Here is a 14,964-nt window from a genome sequence, read left to right as displayed (position 1 = left end):
CGGTGTTTTCCCGCGCAAGAAAGCACCGGACAAGCCGGGGCGCACGACCTCAGAACAGGCTCAGCTGATCCCGGGGCTGCGGCGGCACCGCAAACAAGTCGCAACGCAACGGGGCCGATTTTGTGGACAGCCCCAGACGTTTGCAGGTCTTCACGAACCTTTGAGCGATAATCCCGGCATACTCACCCTCGCCCCGCATTCTGTGCCCCCAACGCGGATCGTAGTCCCGCCCTCCATGCATTTCCCGCAGTTTGGACATGACCTTTTCCGCCCGCGACGGCTCATGATCTGCAAGCCAGCCCTGCCAAAGCTGCGAAACCTCGCGCGGCAGGCGCAACATGATCCAGCTTGCGGCATCCGCACCGGCCTCTTTCCCTGCTTCCAGAAGGCTTTCCAGTTCATGATCCGTCAGCCCCGGCACGATGGGTGACGTCATGACACGCACCGGAACGCCCGCTTCCGTCAGCGTTCGGATCACGCGCAACCGCCGAAGGGGCGACGGCGCCCGTGGTTCCATCCGGCGGGACAATTCCGCATCCAACGTTGTCAGCGAAATACCAACCCGCACCAGCCCCCGGCCTGCCATGTCGGCAAGCAACTCCAGATCCCGCTCTATCAGGGTACCCTTGGTGACGATTGCGACCGGGTGGTTGAACTCACTCAAAACCTCAAGACATGACTTTGTAATCATGTGCTTTTTCTCAATCGGCTGATACGGGTCCGTATTCGTACCAATTGCAATCGGCGCGACTTTGTAGGATCTGGCGGACAATTCCTTGCGCAGAACACGCTCCATGTTGGGTCGAGCGATCAGGCGGGTTTCGAAATCCAATCCTGCCGATAGCCCAAGATACGCGTGGCTGGGCCGCGCAAAACAGTAAACGCAGCCATGTTCACATCCCCGGTACGGGTTGATCGACCGATCGAAGGGCAAGTCAGGAGATCGGTTGTAAGTAATAGCGCTGCGCGCAACCTCTTCGCTTGTCTCGGTCCGCAGCGGCGGCAATTCTTCCTCTATGTCCCACCCGTCTTCGGCGGGCGTGGTGGCAAAGCGTTCAAACCGACCAGCTTCGTTCGTCGTTGTTCCTCTTGCCTTGATCGTCCGCGCGATGTTCATGTCAGTATGTTCTTCTTTTGTTCCCGCGTAAACATAGGCCTGTCGCCGATTTGGCGCAACCCCCGCCAAATCTTCGTTGGATTGAAGTTAGTTGAAGAGTCTGCAGGATAATCTTGCAGACTTTTCTATCGAGCCCCCCCATTTTTTGGCTTATAGGTCGGTCCCGAAACGACCGACGTCGCAATCGTCACAGTCACGATGCGACGTTTTGGCCAAAACGGAAAAAATGCCACCACGGGTCGATGGCCCGCCCAGCACAGGGAATACCCCATGTCCGACGAAGAAGACATCGTCCTGTCCGAACTGAATGACGACGAACTGGTCGAGCAGATGTTCGACGATCTCTACGATGGCCTGAAGGAAGAGATCGAAGAAGGTACCAACATCCTGCTGGAACGCGGATGGACACCTTATGACATCCTGACCAAGGCTCTGGTTGGCGGTATGACCATCGTGGGCCATGACTTTCGCGACGGCATCCTGTTCGTCCCCGAAGTTCTGCTGGCCGCAAACGCGATGAAGGGCGGCATGTCCATTCTCAAGCCGCTGCTGGCCGAAACCGGTGCACCGCGCGTCGGCAAGATGGTCATCGGCACCGTGAAGGGCGACATCCACGACATCGGCAAAAACCTTGTTTCGATGATGATGGAAGGCGCTGGCTTCGAAGTTGTCGATCTGGGCATCAATAACCCGGTCGAAAACTACCTGGAAGCGCTGGAAAACGAACAACCCGACATTCTGGGCATGTCGGCCCTGCTGACCACTACGATGCCTTACATGAAAGTGGTCATCGACACGATGGTCGAACAGGGCGTCCGCGACGATTACATCGTTCTGGTCGGCGGCGCGCCCCTGAATGAAGAGTTCGGCAAAGCCATCGGCGCGGATGCCTATTGCCGCGACGCAGCTGTTGCAGTGGAAACCGCCAAGGAATTCGTGGGCCGCAAGCACAATCAACTGGCTGGCTAAGACCCGAACAATACTGATTGAAAGGCCGTCCGATCCGGGCGGCCTTTTCGATTCTGAAGCGCCTTGTCACCGGAGGATCCGGATTATACAATTTTAAACCAAAGCAGGTCTAAAAGAACGAGGCATTCACATCCCCAGGGGGTCTCGTGCCGACTACGTTCACAGCCATCTCGCTCGGCAAACTTGCCGATATCGACAGTTTCGAACGCAACAACACAGCTGAAAACGCTTCGGCGCTTGTAGGGAAAACCTTTGGCGGGTCCGACGATCCGCTGGCTCACAACAGCGTCACCTGGAGCGCGGTCGGCAATCCGAGTTCGTACTACAACATGAACAACATGTCGGCCAATGATCGGTTTTCGATCGATGGCGGGCCGCCTCAGACATTCGATGGCACTTCGGTCTACAACGCCACGATCACCTATTTTGACGGATCAACTGCCAGGATTTCCGCAGTTGTGGCGCAGGATGTGGATGGCAACACCTATCTGATGCCGGAATTCTCGGACAATTCGGACCAATCCGCCTTGGAGGCTGGCCCTGTCCGCTCGATCACGCTCAACAGCCTTGCCGGAAACCGGTATTCAGGCCTGACATCCCGCCGTGAAGATTGGGATCTGGTACCCTGCTTTACCCCCGGAACGATGATCCGCACCGAACAAGGCGCGCGCCCGATTGAAACCCTGTCCGTCGACGACCGGATCGAAACCCATGATCATGGGCTGCAACCCCTGCGTTGGATGGGGCGGCGAACCGTCAAGGCAACGGGTCCGCATGCGCCTGTTCTTTTCAAAGCGGGCGCCATCGGAAACTCGCGCGACCTTCTGGTGTCACAACAACACCGCATGCTGATTGGGGATTGGCGTCTCGAGCTGAACACCGGACATTGCGAAGCCCTGACGCCTGCCAAACATCTCGTGAACGGGTCCGACATCATACTGCGGCCCGGAGGGGTGGTGACCTACATCCACTTGCTGTTCGACCGGCATGAGCTGCTCTGGGCCGAAGGTTGCCTGAGCGAGAGCTTTCATCCCGGCGCGCATATCTGGGACAGTCTCGGGTCTGCCGCACGGCAAGAAATCCTGTCGCTGTTTCCGGAACTGTCGGTGAACGGTGTTGCCGCGTACGGCCCGCTGGCCCGGCCCCTGCTGACTGCGTTTGAAGCGCATGCGTCGGCGGCCTGACATGAGATGTCGGATCGGGGCTTGCCCAACGGCCTCAATCATCCTCCTATGGCAAAAGCCCCGGAGGATGCCAAGCGATGTCAAACGAATCCCTGCCAGATGATGCAAGCCTGACCTCGAAGGGCTATGAAGATACAGGCAAGGGAAGCATCCTGTTGATTGCCTGCGGCGCTCTTGCGCGCGAAATACTGGATATCAAAACACGGAATGGCTGGGATCACATGGCTCTAACCTGCCTGCCTGCGATCCTGCACGTTCACCCGGAACGGATCACCCAGGCCGTGGAAGACGCCGTGGCCAAGCATCAAGGCGATTTTGACAAGATCTACATCGTTTACGCCGATTGCGGCACCGGGGGTCTGCTTCAGGCCGCCTGCGAAAAACTTGGGGTCGAAATGGTGAAGGGGCCCCATTGCTATTCCTTCTTCGAAGGAAATCAGGCCTTTCAGGACCGCGGAGAAGTCGAAACAACCGCGTTCTATCTGACAGATTTCCTGGCCCGGCAATTCGACGCCTTTGTCTGGAAACCACTGGGCCTGGACCGCCACCCGGAACTGCGTGACATGTATTTCGGCAATTACACCAAACTTGTCTATCAGGCCCAGATCGACAGCCCAGAACTGACGGAACGCGCGCGCGAATGCGCAGACCGGATGGGGCTGGAATTCGAACGCCGGTTCACCGGTTACGGCGATCTGGAAAACACGCTGTCGGACTGGGCAAACCGCCCAAGATGAGGTCAGGCGTTTTCCTGTGCGACCTGCCGGATGCGTTCGATCATCGACCGCAGGCCGTTTGAGCGCTGAGCGGACAGGTGGTCGTTCAGGCCAAGGCGTGCCAGTTCCGCCCCCGCATCGACTTTGGGAACTTCGGCCACGGGCAAACCGTTGTACAAGGACCGAAGAACAGCGATCAGCCCACGCACGATCAGTGCATCGCTGTCACCATCGAACTTGAAGACGCCGGATTCAATCATCGGATGCAGCCAGACCTGACTGGCGCATCCATGCACTTTTGTCGCCGGAACCTTGAATGCGTCGTCCAACGGCTCCATCGCCTTGCCCTGCTCGATAACATGGCGATACCGGTCTTCCCAATCCTCGAGAAACTCGAAATCCTCGACAATCTCTTCAAAGGCGGGCGTGGCCATGATGCGGTGATCCTTTGGTTGCATTCACAATTGTGACCTAAGCCGGTGACCCGCCACTGTCCAGCCCCCGCGGTGGCTTTTCAACGCGAAGAATATGCGCTAACCCATTGCCTGAACTCGTGTGAAAGTCTGTGGGTCCATGCAAAAATCTCTGTCCGTTCTCATCATCGCCACGCTGACCCTGACTGCATGCAGCAGCTGGCGTGACTCTCGGGTGAACCCGTCAAACTGGTTCGGATCCAGCAGATCTGTCGAGGCCGAAACACCGCCCGACCCAAATGCCGCCGACGCACTGGTTCCGAAGCAAGGCGGAGGAACCGGCCTGTTTTCCCGCCCCGAAGCCGAAGACACCAGCATTCCAATTGGTCAGATCGACGAGTTGCGTATCGACCCAACTCCCACCGGCGCGATCATCTATGCGTCTGGCACGGCTGTCCGACAGGGGGCATTCAACGCGCGTCTGGTTCCTGTTGAAAAGGAAGAAAACCAGAAGAACGGAACTTTGGAATTTGTGTTCCGTGTGAACTACCCCAGCTATGAGACGCCGCAAGGGTCGGAACGTACTCGGATGGTATCGGACGCCATCAATATCTCGAATCAGGAACTGCAAGGCATTCGGCTGGTCCGCGTGGTCGGACAGCAAAACGCACTGGAATCACGGCGCCGGTAAGCGCCGTTACAGGGACACGACCTTGACCGACTGTCCTTTGGCCGCGAGGGCAATCTTTCCTTCGCACAGTTTGAGAGCATCCTCGCCAAAGACCTCGAACCGCCATCCCGACAAGGCTGGAACATCCCGCTCGCCGGCCGCAATCTGATCCAGGTCCGAGCTTGTGGCGATCAATTTCGCCGCCACACCTGAACTTTCGGTCTTGGACTTCAGCAGAACCCTAAGCAGGTCAGCCAGCGCCGGATTGACCTTGAGCTTGTCGCGCGAAGTGTCGACCTTGGGCAATTTGTCGGGCGGGCAATTCACGCCACGCTGGACTGCGGCCAGAATACCTTCGGCGATCGCCCCTTTGCGGGCTTCGCGCAACAACAGGCGGGATCCGCCCAAATCCGAATGTGTTTTGGGTTTGGTCGATGCCAGCTCGATCAGCGCGTCGTCTTTGAATACGCGGTTCCGTGGCACGTTGTTTTCCTGCGCATAGGATTCGCGAAACTGCGCCAATTCGCGCACCACGGCCAGAAACTTGGCCGAGTTCGTGCGCGTCTTTACCCGCTTCCATGCGTCCTCAGGGCGGATGTCATATGTGGCAGGCTGTGTCAGCGTCCGCAATTCTTCGGCAACCCAATGGCTGCGCTGCGTCTTTTCAAGTTCTGCGGCCAGGTATTCATAGATCCCGCGCAGATGCGTCACGTCTGCCAGAGCATAGTTTTTTTGAGCATCGGTCAACGGGCGCCGGGACCAGTCGGTGAACCGAGAAGTCTTATCAACGCCTTGTTTGCAGATTTTCCGGACCAGAGTTTCATAGCCGACCTGTTCGCCAAACCCGCACACCATCGCTGCGACCTGTGTGTCGAACAGCGGCTTGGGAAAAACGCCGGCTTCGACCCAGAAGATCTCAAGGTCCTGGCGGGCAGCATGGAACACTTTGACCACGCTTTCATTCCGGAAAAGATCGTAAAGCGGGTCAAGCGACAAACCATCGGCAAGCGGATCGACCAGAACCGCGCTGTCTTCATCCTCGGACGGGACAGCCAATTGCACCAGGCACAGCTTGGAGTAATACGTCCGCTCGCGCAGAAATTCGGTGTCGACCGTGATATAGGGATAGCCTTCGGCGGCCTTGCAGAAATCGGCCAGCTCTTGCGTCGTCGTCAGGGTTTTCATGCGCCGTACTAGTATCGCTCTTGTTTTTGTGCCTGCCCGTTTTTGTCCTCGTCCCGAGCGTTGTCGACGACCATAGGCCGATTATTGCACGGGTGTAAATCACCCACAGAGCGTTCACGGCAACAGGACGGGCGACCTGTTGCCTTCTGCAAAGCGTCGCAGCACTTCGGGGTAGAGCTTATGCTCCCACACCAGCACCCGCGCAGCCAGCGATTCCGGTGTATCATCGGCTTGGATCGGCACCCGTGCCTGGCCCAGAATCGGGCCATCATCCAGTGCCGCCGTCACCTCATGCACCGAGCATCCGTGTTCGGAATCCCCGGCTTGAATCGCGCGGGCATGGGTGTGTAACCCTTTGTATTTTGGCAATAATGAAGGGTGGATATTCAGCATCCGCCCTTGAAACCGAGACACGAAATCCGCTGTCAGAACCCGCATGAAGCCAGCCAGACAGACAATGTCGGGTCGCGCCTCTTGCAGGGGTTTCAAAAGCTCGGCTTCAAAGGCACTGCGGTCGCCCTTGAAAGGGCGATGATCAACCACTGCGGTCGGAATGCCACGGTCCGCAGCTTTTTTCAGCCCGCCTGCCTGCGCGTCATTGGACAACACCAAACAGGGCCGCGCCGGATGATCTTTGGTCATGCTGTCAACAAGCGACACCATGTTCGACCCGCCCCCGGAGATCAGGATCGCGACGCGCTTCTGGCTCACAGCAATTTGCCCGAATAGGCAACGCCGGGCGTTTCCGTGACGGTACCGATCCGAGCGACGGTTTCACCCGCATCCGCCAGCAGGGCCGACAGCTCATCCGCCTTGTCCGCGGTGCACACGACAATAAGGCCGATGCCGCAATTGAAAGTCTTGAGCATTTCAGACTCAACGATACTGCCGGTCTTCGCCATCCAACCGAAGACAGGGGGCAACTGCCAGCTATCCAGATCGATCCGGGCCCCCAGCCCTTGGGGCAACACGCGCGGAAGATTTTCGGTCAACCCGCCGCCGGTGATATGCGCCAGCGCGTGAACACCACCCGCACGAACCGCAGCCAAAGCCGGTTTCACGTAAAGGCGTGTGGGCGTCAGAAGTGCCTCACCCAAGTTGCCCTCTCCGAAGGGCGACGGCGAATCCCAGCCCAGACCGGACAGTTCGACCAGCTTGCGCACAAGCGAATAGCCGTTGGAATGCACCCCGTTCGAGGCCAGACCCAGAAGTACGTCACCGGCTTGAACGCCCGCGGGCAGATCTGCGCCGCGTTCCATCGCACCGACTGCAAACCCGGCCAGATCAAAATCGCCATCGGGATACATTCCCGGCATCTCGGCGGTTTCACCACCGATCAGGGCACAGCCAGACTGCGCACAGCCTTCGGCAATCCCTTCGATGATCCGCGCCGCCGTATCGGTATCCAGCCTGCCGGTCGCGAAATAGTCGAGGAAGAACAGCGGCTCGGCCCCCTGACAGATCAGGTCATTCACGCACATGGCCACCAGATCGACGCCGACCCCGTCCACGACGCCGGTATTAATCGCAATCCGCAGCTTGGTGCCCACACCATCCGTCGCACCGACCAGGATCGGGTCCTGGTATCCGGCAGCCTTCAGATCGAACAGCGCGCCAAATCCACCCAGACCGCTCATCACACCGGGGCGGTTGGTCCGCTTGGCGGCGGGTTTGATCCGATCGACCAGGGCGTTGCCTGCGTCGATATCCACACCTGCATCGGCATAGGTGATTCCGTTTTTACCCGCTGTCATGTCCGGTCCCTCAAGAAAGCTTTGCGGGCGGGTTAGTCGATTGTGGCGTTTGTTGCAACGGTCAGGCTTGACGCGGCTGTTCACCGTGATACCCAAGCGCCTAGGCGGGCCTGTAGCTCAATTGGTTAGAGCAGAGCGCTCATAACGCTTTGGTTGGGGGTTCGAGTCCCTCCGGGCCTACCATTTCGCCGAAACATCCGAGTGGGTTGTTGCCGTCTGGACGTTGATGCGCTGGCTTATCCGTCCGAATCTTCGAACCCAAAATAGGCGTCGAGCTCCTCTTGGGTTACTTGCCATTCATAGGAATAGCCGTCGCGCCCACCAAAGCTGTAATCCTCGTGACTGCCGGACAGGCTCGGATCTTGATGCACCGCCTCCAAATAGGTCTCGAATTCATCAGGATCGACCCAGAACGACGCATCCATGATCATCATGTAGTAATCATAGGCGAGAGGCTCATCGAACTTGCCGAAGTCATTCTGCAAATAGTCCAGCATTTCAGCGCAAAATATCGCCATATTGGCACGCACCTGAACCGGAAGAGGTGCCAGATCCTCGTCGCCTTCCACCACGTCCTGCTGCGACGCATGCCACAACTCGGATGCCAACGGCTCGATCAGGTCGGACCGCAACCATTTCAGACATGTATCGCCTGCCCCGATAAAACCGGTCAGGCGTTCCACCCGCCTTTCATCGGTTTCGTCATACCACTGCCAAAGAGGCAGCAGGGCCGCAAGTGTCGCGCACCCGACAAACCCCTTTTCGGCCAATTTCACGAATCCTGCGATAACCATCCTATACGCCCCCAAAAAAGCAAAAAACTATGGGGACAGGATGCCATGGCCAGACAAATTAACAAAATTGAACCCCAAGCGCAGACATAACAGGGGGTCTATCGCCCGATAATAATGTCCGCGCAGAGCCCTCCGAGACGTTCACTTTTCGACAGACGCAAAGCTCCACCATGCGCGCGCGCGACATCCGCCACAATCGCAAGACCAAGGCCAACGCCACTGCCCTGATTCTGATTGCGAGCCGGGTCGAGCCGCGTGAAAGGCTTTACAGCCTCTGTACGTTGGTCCGCAGGTATACCGGGGCCGTCATCCTCAACGCGGATGCGCATCGACTTCGCGTTCAGAAACAGGCTGAGCTCGGCCCGGCTGCCATAGCGCATGGCATTTCCAATTAGGTTTTCCACCGCCCGGCGTACAGCCATGGGGCGTATCATGACCGTCCCCTGCCCCTCGACCGCGATCAGCTCTGCCTGATGACCGGCCCGTTTTGCATCATCCACGATCTGGCGGAGGAATTCATCCGGTTGGACCTCTTCCGTCGATCCCTCGGCAGCCCCACGCGAAAAATCCAGAAACGCATCCAGCAAGGACTGCATCTCCGTAACATCCTTTTGCAACGGTGCGGCCTCGTCTTCCGGCAACATCGACAGTCCAAGCTTCAAACGTGTCAACGGGGTCCGCAGATCGTGGCTGACACCCGACAGCATCAACGTCCGTTGTTCGATCTGGCGTTCGATCCGGGACCGCATATCCAGAAACGCATTTCCCGCCGCGCGCACCTCGATAGCACCACCTGGTGAATACGGAACGATTCGCCCCCGCCCGAATGCCTGCGCCGCATCAGCGAGGCGCGTAATGGGACGCAATTGATTCCGCATGTAAAGAAACGAGATCGTCGTCATGATGACCGCAAAGAACACCATGGTGACGATCAATTGATGCGGGGCCGCGGGCGACAACCTGCGCCGATCGAACGTCAATTGCAGCAGCCCCAGATGCGTATTCAGGTAGACCCGCGCCTCTTTGCTGCTGGGTAAAGCCACGGCGTCAAGATTGTGCAACCTGGCATACAGTTCGGATTCGACCTGCGGTGCGATGAAATCGTACCATCGCCGCGCGCCAATCTCAGGCTGTTCGTTGACGCCCAGAAACCTGGCCTTCATCTCAAGGGCCTGCAAATCGGGACGAATCGACGCCAGCGCCTGTTGTTGCGTTTCCGCGTCCTCGATCATTGTCGAAATCAGCATCACCTCGCGGGATGCCGCGCGTGTCATCTGGCCGGTGACATCCTCAAGATGCTTTTGAAGGAACGCGATTCCCACGACCAGCAACAGCACGATCACAGGTAAAACCAGGATCAGCGCTGCCCGGGCGTAAAGACTGCGAGGCATATAAGGTTTGAGCCAGTGCGAAGACATGCGCTAAACCTAACGGGCTGCCCGGACAAGAGAAAGAGCACAGAATGCAGGCACCAGATGATTTCGATCCGCCCGTCGGCCAGCCAGAGGAACTGCATCCGGGTTTGCGGCGTATTCTGGCCCCGAATCCCTCTCCGATGACCTATCGTGGCACCAACACGTATCTGCTGGGTGAATGCGACATTGCCGTCATCGATCCAGGCCCCGCAAGCGAGGCACATCTGGGCGCAATTCTGGATTCCTTGGCGCCGGGTCAAAGGATCAGCCATATCATAGTCACACATACGCATGTGGACCATTCACCCCTGGCCGCTCCGCTGGCGGCGCGCACAGGGGCGACGATTTATGCTTATGGCGGGCCCGAGGCAGGACGCAGCGCCGTCATGACCGATCTTGCAGCGCAGGGGCTGACCGGCGGCGGCGAAGGCATCGACACCACGTTTCGCCCTGATGTCGAAGTGGCGGATGGTGAGACCATCAATGGCGACGGGTGGCAGCTTGAGGTCATTCACACGCCGGGCCATCTGGGCAATCACATTTCTCTGGCTTGGCAGAACATCTGCTTCACGGCGGATCATGTCATGGGGTGGGCCAGCTCGTTGGTGTCCCCTCCGGATGGTGACCTGACCGACTTCATGACTGCCTGCCATCGGCTGCGCGCGCGCGACTGGTCGGTTTTCCATGCAGGCCATGGCGCACCGATCACCAGCCCTGCCGAACGTTTGGACTGGCTGATTACACATCGCCAGACCCGCGAGGCCCAGATTCTGAGCGCATTGGAAGAAGAAGACGGGACGGCGCGGCATCTGGCCGAGCGCATCTATACGGATACGCCAGCGGCATTGCTGCCCGCGGCCGAGCGCAACGTCTTTGCTCATCTCGTTGATCTGACTGGGAAAAACAAAGTGGCCCCCATTGGCCCCCTGTCAGTTTCATCTGTTTTTCGGCGGGTTTGCTAAATCAGAAAAATTTTTTGATGGTTCTCGTACTTAACCTCTGGACGTCCGGAATCGGGGTTGCTATACGCGCCTCAGTTCCGGCGTAGCTCAGCGGTAGAGCAGTTGACTGTTAATCAATTGGTCGTAGGTTCGATCCCTACCGCCGGAGCCAAAATCCCCCCTTCGTTCAGACCTGCATTATCGTCAGAAATCACTTCGATTTATGCCGTTTTTTTCGACGAAAAACACACGCACCCTCTGGACGTCGGGAAACCGGATTGCTATACGGCGCGAACCGTTCCGGCGTAGCTCAGCGGTAGAGCAGTTGACTGTTAATCAATTGGTCGTAGGTTCGATCCCTACCGCCGGAGCCAATTCCCCAAAACGCAGCGGACCTAGCCTGTCAGGGCTTCGCCGAACTCGGCCCGAAGCTTGCGTTTCAATACCTTTCCGGTCGCGCTCAGCGGCAATGCGTCGACAAAGACAACCTTGTCCGGGATCTGCCACTTGGCGATTTTGCCTTCGAAAAAGGCAAGCAAATCCTCTTCGCTGGGCTCTTCACCATCGGCTTTCACGGCAACCAGCAAGGGGCGTTCATCCCATTTCGGATGCGGAACACCGACCACCGCGGCCGTTGCAAGCTGGGGGTGGGCCACGGCGATGTTCTCAAGCTCGACCGAACTGATCCATTCCCCACCGGATTTGATGATGTCCTTGGATCTGTCGCGAATGGTCATGTAGCCATCCGGGTCCAAAGTGGCCACATCCCCGGTGGCGAACCAGCCATCCTGCAACAGATCCTGATCCTGCAACTGGAAATAGCTGTCCAGAACCCAGTGACCCCGCACCATCAAATCGCCCTGGGTTTCGCCGTCATGCGGCAGATCATTCCCATCTTCGTCCACGATTTTCAATTCGACCCCAAAGGGTGGTCTGCCCTGGCTCAGGCGGATCTTGTGCTGGTCTTCCGGCGGCAGCTTCAGGTGTTTGGCCAATGGATAATTCGTCGTGCCCAGCGGGCTCATCTCGCTCATGCCCCAGGCGTGAACCGTGTCAACGCCATAGGTTTCGCGGAACGTTTCGATCATCGACGGCGGGCACGCGGCGCCGCCGATAACCGTGCGTTCAAGGCTTTTGAGTTCGGTTCCGCATGCCGCGGCATGGGCCAGCAAGCCCTGCCAGATGGTCGGCACGCCCATGGCCAAGGTCACGCCATAGGTGTCAATCAGATTGACCAGCGCTTCGCCGTGCAAATCCGGCCCAGGCAACACAAGCCGCGATCCCGACATGGCGCAGGCGTAGGGCGACCCCCAGGCGTTGACGTGGAACATCGGCACAACCGGCATGACAACATCCATCGCTGAATACCCGATCACATCCCGTGTGTTCGATGCAAAGCTGTGCAACAGTGTTGACCGATGGGAATACAACACGCCCTTTGGGTTGCCCGTGGTTCCCGACGTATAGCACAGACCGCAGGCCGTCTTTTCATCCAGGTCAGGCCATTGGAAATCCGCATCTCCTGTCTGGATCAACTCGTCATAGAACTTCAGGTCAGGAACCTGAGCCGCAGCCTCTTCATTGCGAGGCCCCATGAGGACAAAATGCTGAACCTCGGACAAAGCGTCATGCAGCGCGGCAACCAGCGGAATGAACGTCGCATCAAAGAACAGAACCCTATCCTGGGCATGGCTGATGATAAAAGTCAGCTGCTCGGGGAACAGGCGGGGATTGACCGTGTGACAGACATAGCCCGCGCCCGACGTGGCAAAATAGATCTCGAGATGCCGCCGGTTGTTCCAGGCCAGTGTCCCGATCCTGTCCTGCGGCTCCAGCCCCAGATTCGTCAACGCCGACGCCATCCGTCGGGCATTCTCCGCAATCTCCGACCAGTTGGTTTCAGTGACCGTTCCATCCGTTTCAACCGAAACAATCTCGGTCTGGCCGTGATAGCGGTCTGCGTGATCGATCAGCGACGAAACCAGCAGGGGCTGCGTCATCATCTGTCCTAGCATGGACATCCTCCCGTCCTTGGCGAGACCTTGGATGGCCTCTGCCTTGTCCATCTGGCATTGACGGCGTGGGGCGTGACCCGATGCGTCAATACAGTCGTTTCCTACGGAGGAACCCTGCCAATCATTTAATTGTCTGACAATAAAAGAATGCAGCCCAACACGGCCGTGGGCGGCATTTTTTCACTCTTGGTTTCGGTGTTTCAGCGCATAGGCGACCAATGCGGCGGTTGATCCGTCTTTATCGTCAGCACTGGCGACACCATCCACGACAGGTCCAAGCGAGTTGGCAAGTTCCTTGCCCAATTCCACACCCCATTGATCAAAGGAATTGATGCCCAGCAGAACACCTTCAACGAACACACGATGCTCGTACAGCGCGATAATCTGCCCCAGAACGAACGGTGTAAGTTTCGGATAGATCAGCGTTGTGGAAGGGCGGTTGCCCGGAAACACGCGGTGTCGCGCCTGCCGATCAAGTTCGTCGCCATCTAGGCCTTTTTCCGCCATGCGTTCACGGGCTTCATCCAATGACCGGCCACGCATCAAAGCCTCTGACTGGGCCAGACAGTTGGCCAAAAGCAGGCGGTGATGGTGGGTCAACTCGGGTTCGTGCCCATCGGCGGCGACCATGAATTCGCATGGAATGACATCCGTCCCCTGATGGATCAGCTGATAGAATGCATGCTGGCCGTTGGTGCCCGGCTCACCCCAGACCACCGGCCCGGAGGGCACAGCCAGCGAAGATCCGTCCATCGCGACAGATTTGCCATTCGATTCCATTTCCAACTGCTGGAGATAGGCTGGCAGGCGCAGCAGCCGCTGATCATAGGGCAGCACAGCGCGGCTGGTGCGACCCAGAACCTGACGGTGCCAGATGCCGACCAGCGCCAGCATCACAGGCATGTTTTCCACCCAATCCGCCGAGCGGAAATGCAGATCCATCGCCTGCCCGCCCCGCAGAAACGCATCAAATGCATTTGAACCGACGGCAATCATGACCGGCAATCCGACCGGCCCCCAGACCGAATAACGCCCGCCCACCCAATCGGCGAAACCGAAGACATGCGCCTCGGGGATGCCGAAAGCCTGCGTCTTGTCCAGCGCGCTGGATACGGCGGCAAACTGGCGGGAGGGATCACCCCCGCCCTCGGACATCCAGGCGCGGGCCGTGCGCGCATTGGTCATCGTTTCGATCGTGGTAAATGTCTTGGACGCGACAATCACAAGCGTCCGTGCAGGATCCAACGGGCGTAACGTGTCCGCGATATGGGCCCCATCCACGTTCGAGACGTAATGTACCCGCGGGCCATCGTGATAAGGGGCCAGTGCGTGGGTGGCCATCACCGGGCCAAGGTCGGACCCCCCGATGCCGATATTCACCACATCGGTGAAACTGCCCCTTGCCCCCGCAATGGCGCCGCCGCGCACTTCCTCGGCAAAGACACGCATCCGATGCAGCGTGTCCAGAACCCCGGGCATGACGTCCTGACCGTCCACGTCAACCGGCCCACCATCAAGGTTGCGCAGGGCGGTGTGCAGCGCTGCGCGCCCTTCGGTTTCGTTGATCTTCTTCCCGGCAAACATGGCGTCGCGCCGCGTCGCAAGCCCGGCATCTTCGCACAATTGCAGCAGCGCAGCGCGCACGTCTTCATCGATCTGCGTTTTTGAATAATCGAACAGCAAATCCCCGGTCGAGGCTGAAAACGACCCGGCCCGGGTTGCATCCTTTGCAAACAGGTCGACGATACGGCGGTCAGCCGTCGCAAGCGCCTTCAAAGCATCCAACTGCAT

14 protein-coding genes and 3 tRNA genes are annotated in these 14,964 nt (G+C 58.3%); 8 read left to right on the top strand and 9 right to left on the bottom strand.

Features of this window, described 5'->3' with window-relative positions; genetic code table 11:
• Nucleotides 1–49 precede the first annotated feature (49 nt).
• Complete coding sequence (locus tag GS612_RS06350) at nucleotides 50–1,117, bottom strand: PA0069 family radical SAM protein (RefSeq protein ID WP_171639427.1); 1,068 nt, start codon at nucleotides 1,115–1,117, stop codon at nucleotides 50–52.
• 270 nt (nucleotides 1,118–1,387) lie between these two features.
• Between GS612_RS06350 and GS612_RS06345 the strand changes: the two genes are divergently transcribed.
• The 3 genes from GS612_RS06345 (at nucleotide 1,388) to GS612_RS06335 (ending at nucleotide 4,007) form a co-directional block, all read left to right on the top strand.
• Entirely contained in the window at nucleotides 1,388–2,086 is a 699-nt protein-coding gene (locus tag GS612_RS06345) for a B12-binding domain-containing protein (RefSeq protein WP_152458104.1), read from the top strand.
• Between the two features lie 146 nt (nucleotides 2,087–2,232).
• The gene (locus tag GS612_RS20510) at nucleotides 2,233–3,270 is read left to right on the top strand and encodes a Hint domain-containing protein (RefSeq protein WP_171639426.1); all 1,038 of its coding nucleotides are present in this window, start codon (nucleotides 2,233–2,235) and stop codon (nucleotides 3,268–3,270) included.
• Nucleotides 3,271–3,347: 77 nt separating this feature from the next.
• The gene (locus GS612_RS06335) at nucleotides 3,348–4,007 is read left to right on the top strand and encodes a DUF1638 domain-containing protein (protein WP_171639425.1); all 660 of its coding nucleotides are present in this window, start codon (nucleotides 3,348–3,350) and stop codon (nucleotides 4,005–4,007) included.
• Between the two features lie 2 nt (nucleotides 4,008–4,009).
• On the opposite strand, the gene GS612_RS06330 is transcribed toward GS612_RS06335, so the two are convergent.
• Nucleotides 4,010–4,420: a SufE family protein gene (locus GS612_RS06330; RefSeq protein ID WP_117868838.1), complete on the bottom strand. Its 411-nt coding sequence runs from the start codon at nucleotides 4,418–4,420 to the stop codon at nucleotides 4,010–4,012.
• Nucleotides 4,421–4,559: 139 nt separating this feature from the next.
• Between GS612_RS06330 and GS612_RS06325 the strand changes: the two genes are divergently transcribed.
• Nucleotides 4,560–5,090, top strand: a complete 531-nt coding sequence (locus GS612_RS06325) for a hypothetical protein (RefSeq protein WP_171639424.1) — start codon at nucleotides 4,560–4,562, stop codon at nucleotides 5,088–5,090.
• A 6-nt stretch (nucleotides 5,091–5,096) separates the two neighbouring features.
• Here the strand turns inward: GS612_RS06325 and rnd are convergent, their stop codons facing one another.
• From rnd to purM, 3 genes are all read right to left on the bottom strand, one after another.
• A complete protein-coding gene (gene rnd, locus GS612_RS06320; RefSeq protein ID WP_171639423.1) occupies nucleotides 5,097–6,254 on the bottom strand; it encodes a ribonuclease D in 1,158 nt (385 codons plus the stop codon).
• Nucleotides 6,255–6,368: 114 nt separating this feature from the next.
• On the bottom strand, nucleotides 6,369–6,965 hold the full coding sequence (gene purN / locus GS612_RS06315; protein ID WP_171204835.1) for a phosphoribosylglycinamide formyltransferase: 597 nt from the start codon (nucleotides 6,963–6,965) through the stop codon (nucleotides 6,369–6,371).
• On the bottom strand, nucleotides 6,962–8,008 hold the full coding sequence (purM, locus tag GS612_RS06310) for a phosphoribosylformylglycinamidine cyclo-ligase (protein ID WP_171639422.1): 1,047 nt from the start codon (nucleotides 8,006–8,008) through the stop codon (nucleotides 6,962–6,964). Before purM ends, purN begins: the two co-directional genes overlap by 4 nt.
• Before the next feature lie 106 nt (nucleotides 8,009–8,114).
• Here purM and GS612_RS06305 point away from each other — a divergent pair.
• Nucleotides 8,115–8,191: transfer RNA gene (locus GS612_RS06305), tRNA-Ile, on the top strand.
• A 53-nt stretch (nucleotides 8,192–8,244) separates the two neighbouring features.
• On the opposite strand, the gene GS612_RS06300 is transcribed toward GS612_RS06305, so the two are convergent.
• Nucleotides 8,245–8,802, bottom strand: coding sequence for a hypothetical protein (locus tag GS612_RS06300; protein WP_152458112.1), 558 nt, complete (start codon nucleotides 8,800–8,802; stop codon nucleotides 8,245–8,247).
• Nucleotides 8,803–8,900: 98 nt separating this feature from the next.
• Complete coding sequence (locus GS612_RS06295) at nucleotides 8,901–10,220, bottom strand: ATP-binding protein (protein WP_171639421.1); 1,320 nt, start codon at nucleotides 10,218–10,220, stop codon at nucleotides 8,901–8,903.
• Nucleotides 10,221–10,264: 44 nt separating this feature from the next.
• On the opposite strand from GS612_RS06295, the gene GS612_RS06290 reads away from it, so the two are divergent.
• The 3 genes from GS612_RS06290 to GS612_RS06280 all read left to right on the top strand — a co-directional run bounded on the left by GS612_RS06290 (nucleotide 10,265) and on the right by GS612_RS06280 (nucleotide 11,532).
• Entirely contained in the window at nucleotides 10,265–11,179 is a 915-nt protein-coding gene (locus GS612_RS06290) for an MBL fold metallo-hydrolase (RefSeq protein WP_171639420.1), read from the top strand.
• Nucleotides 11,180–11,255: 76 nt separating this feature from the next.
• A tRNA-Asn gene (locus GS612_RS06285) sits at nucleotides 11,256–11,330 on the top strand.
• Nucleotides 11,331–11,457: 127 nt separating this feature from the next.
• Nucleotides 11,458–11,532, top strand: a tRNA-Asn gene (locus GS612_RS06280).
• A 21-nt stretch (nucleotides 11,533–11,553) separates the two neighbouring features.
• Here the strand turns inward: GS612_RS06280 and GS612_RS06275 are convergent.
• Together GS612_RS06275 and pgi are read right to left on the bottom strand one after the other, a co-directional pair.
• On the bottom strand, nucleotides 11,554–13,173 hold the full coding sequence (locus GS612_RS06275; protein ID WP_171639419.1) for a long-chain-fatty-acid--CoA ligase: 1,620 nt from the start codon (nucleotides 13,171–13,173) through the stop codon (nucleotides 11,554–11,556).
• 180 nt (nucleotides 13,174–13,353) lie between these two features.
• A complete protein-coding gene (gene pgi / locus GS612_RS06270; protein WP_171639418.1) occupies nucleotides 13,354–14,964 on the bottom strand; it encodes a glucose-6-phosphate isomerase in 1,611 nt (536 codons plus the stop codon).

It is taken from the genome of Ruegeria sp. HKCCD6157, from assembly GCF_013110685.1.
Lineage (GTDB): Bacteria > Pseudomonadota > Alphaproteobacteria > Rhodobacterales > Rhodobacteraceae > Ruegeria.
This window is presented reverse-complemented; position numbering and strand designations above follow the sequence as displayed.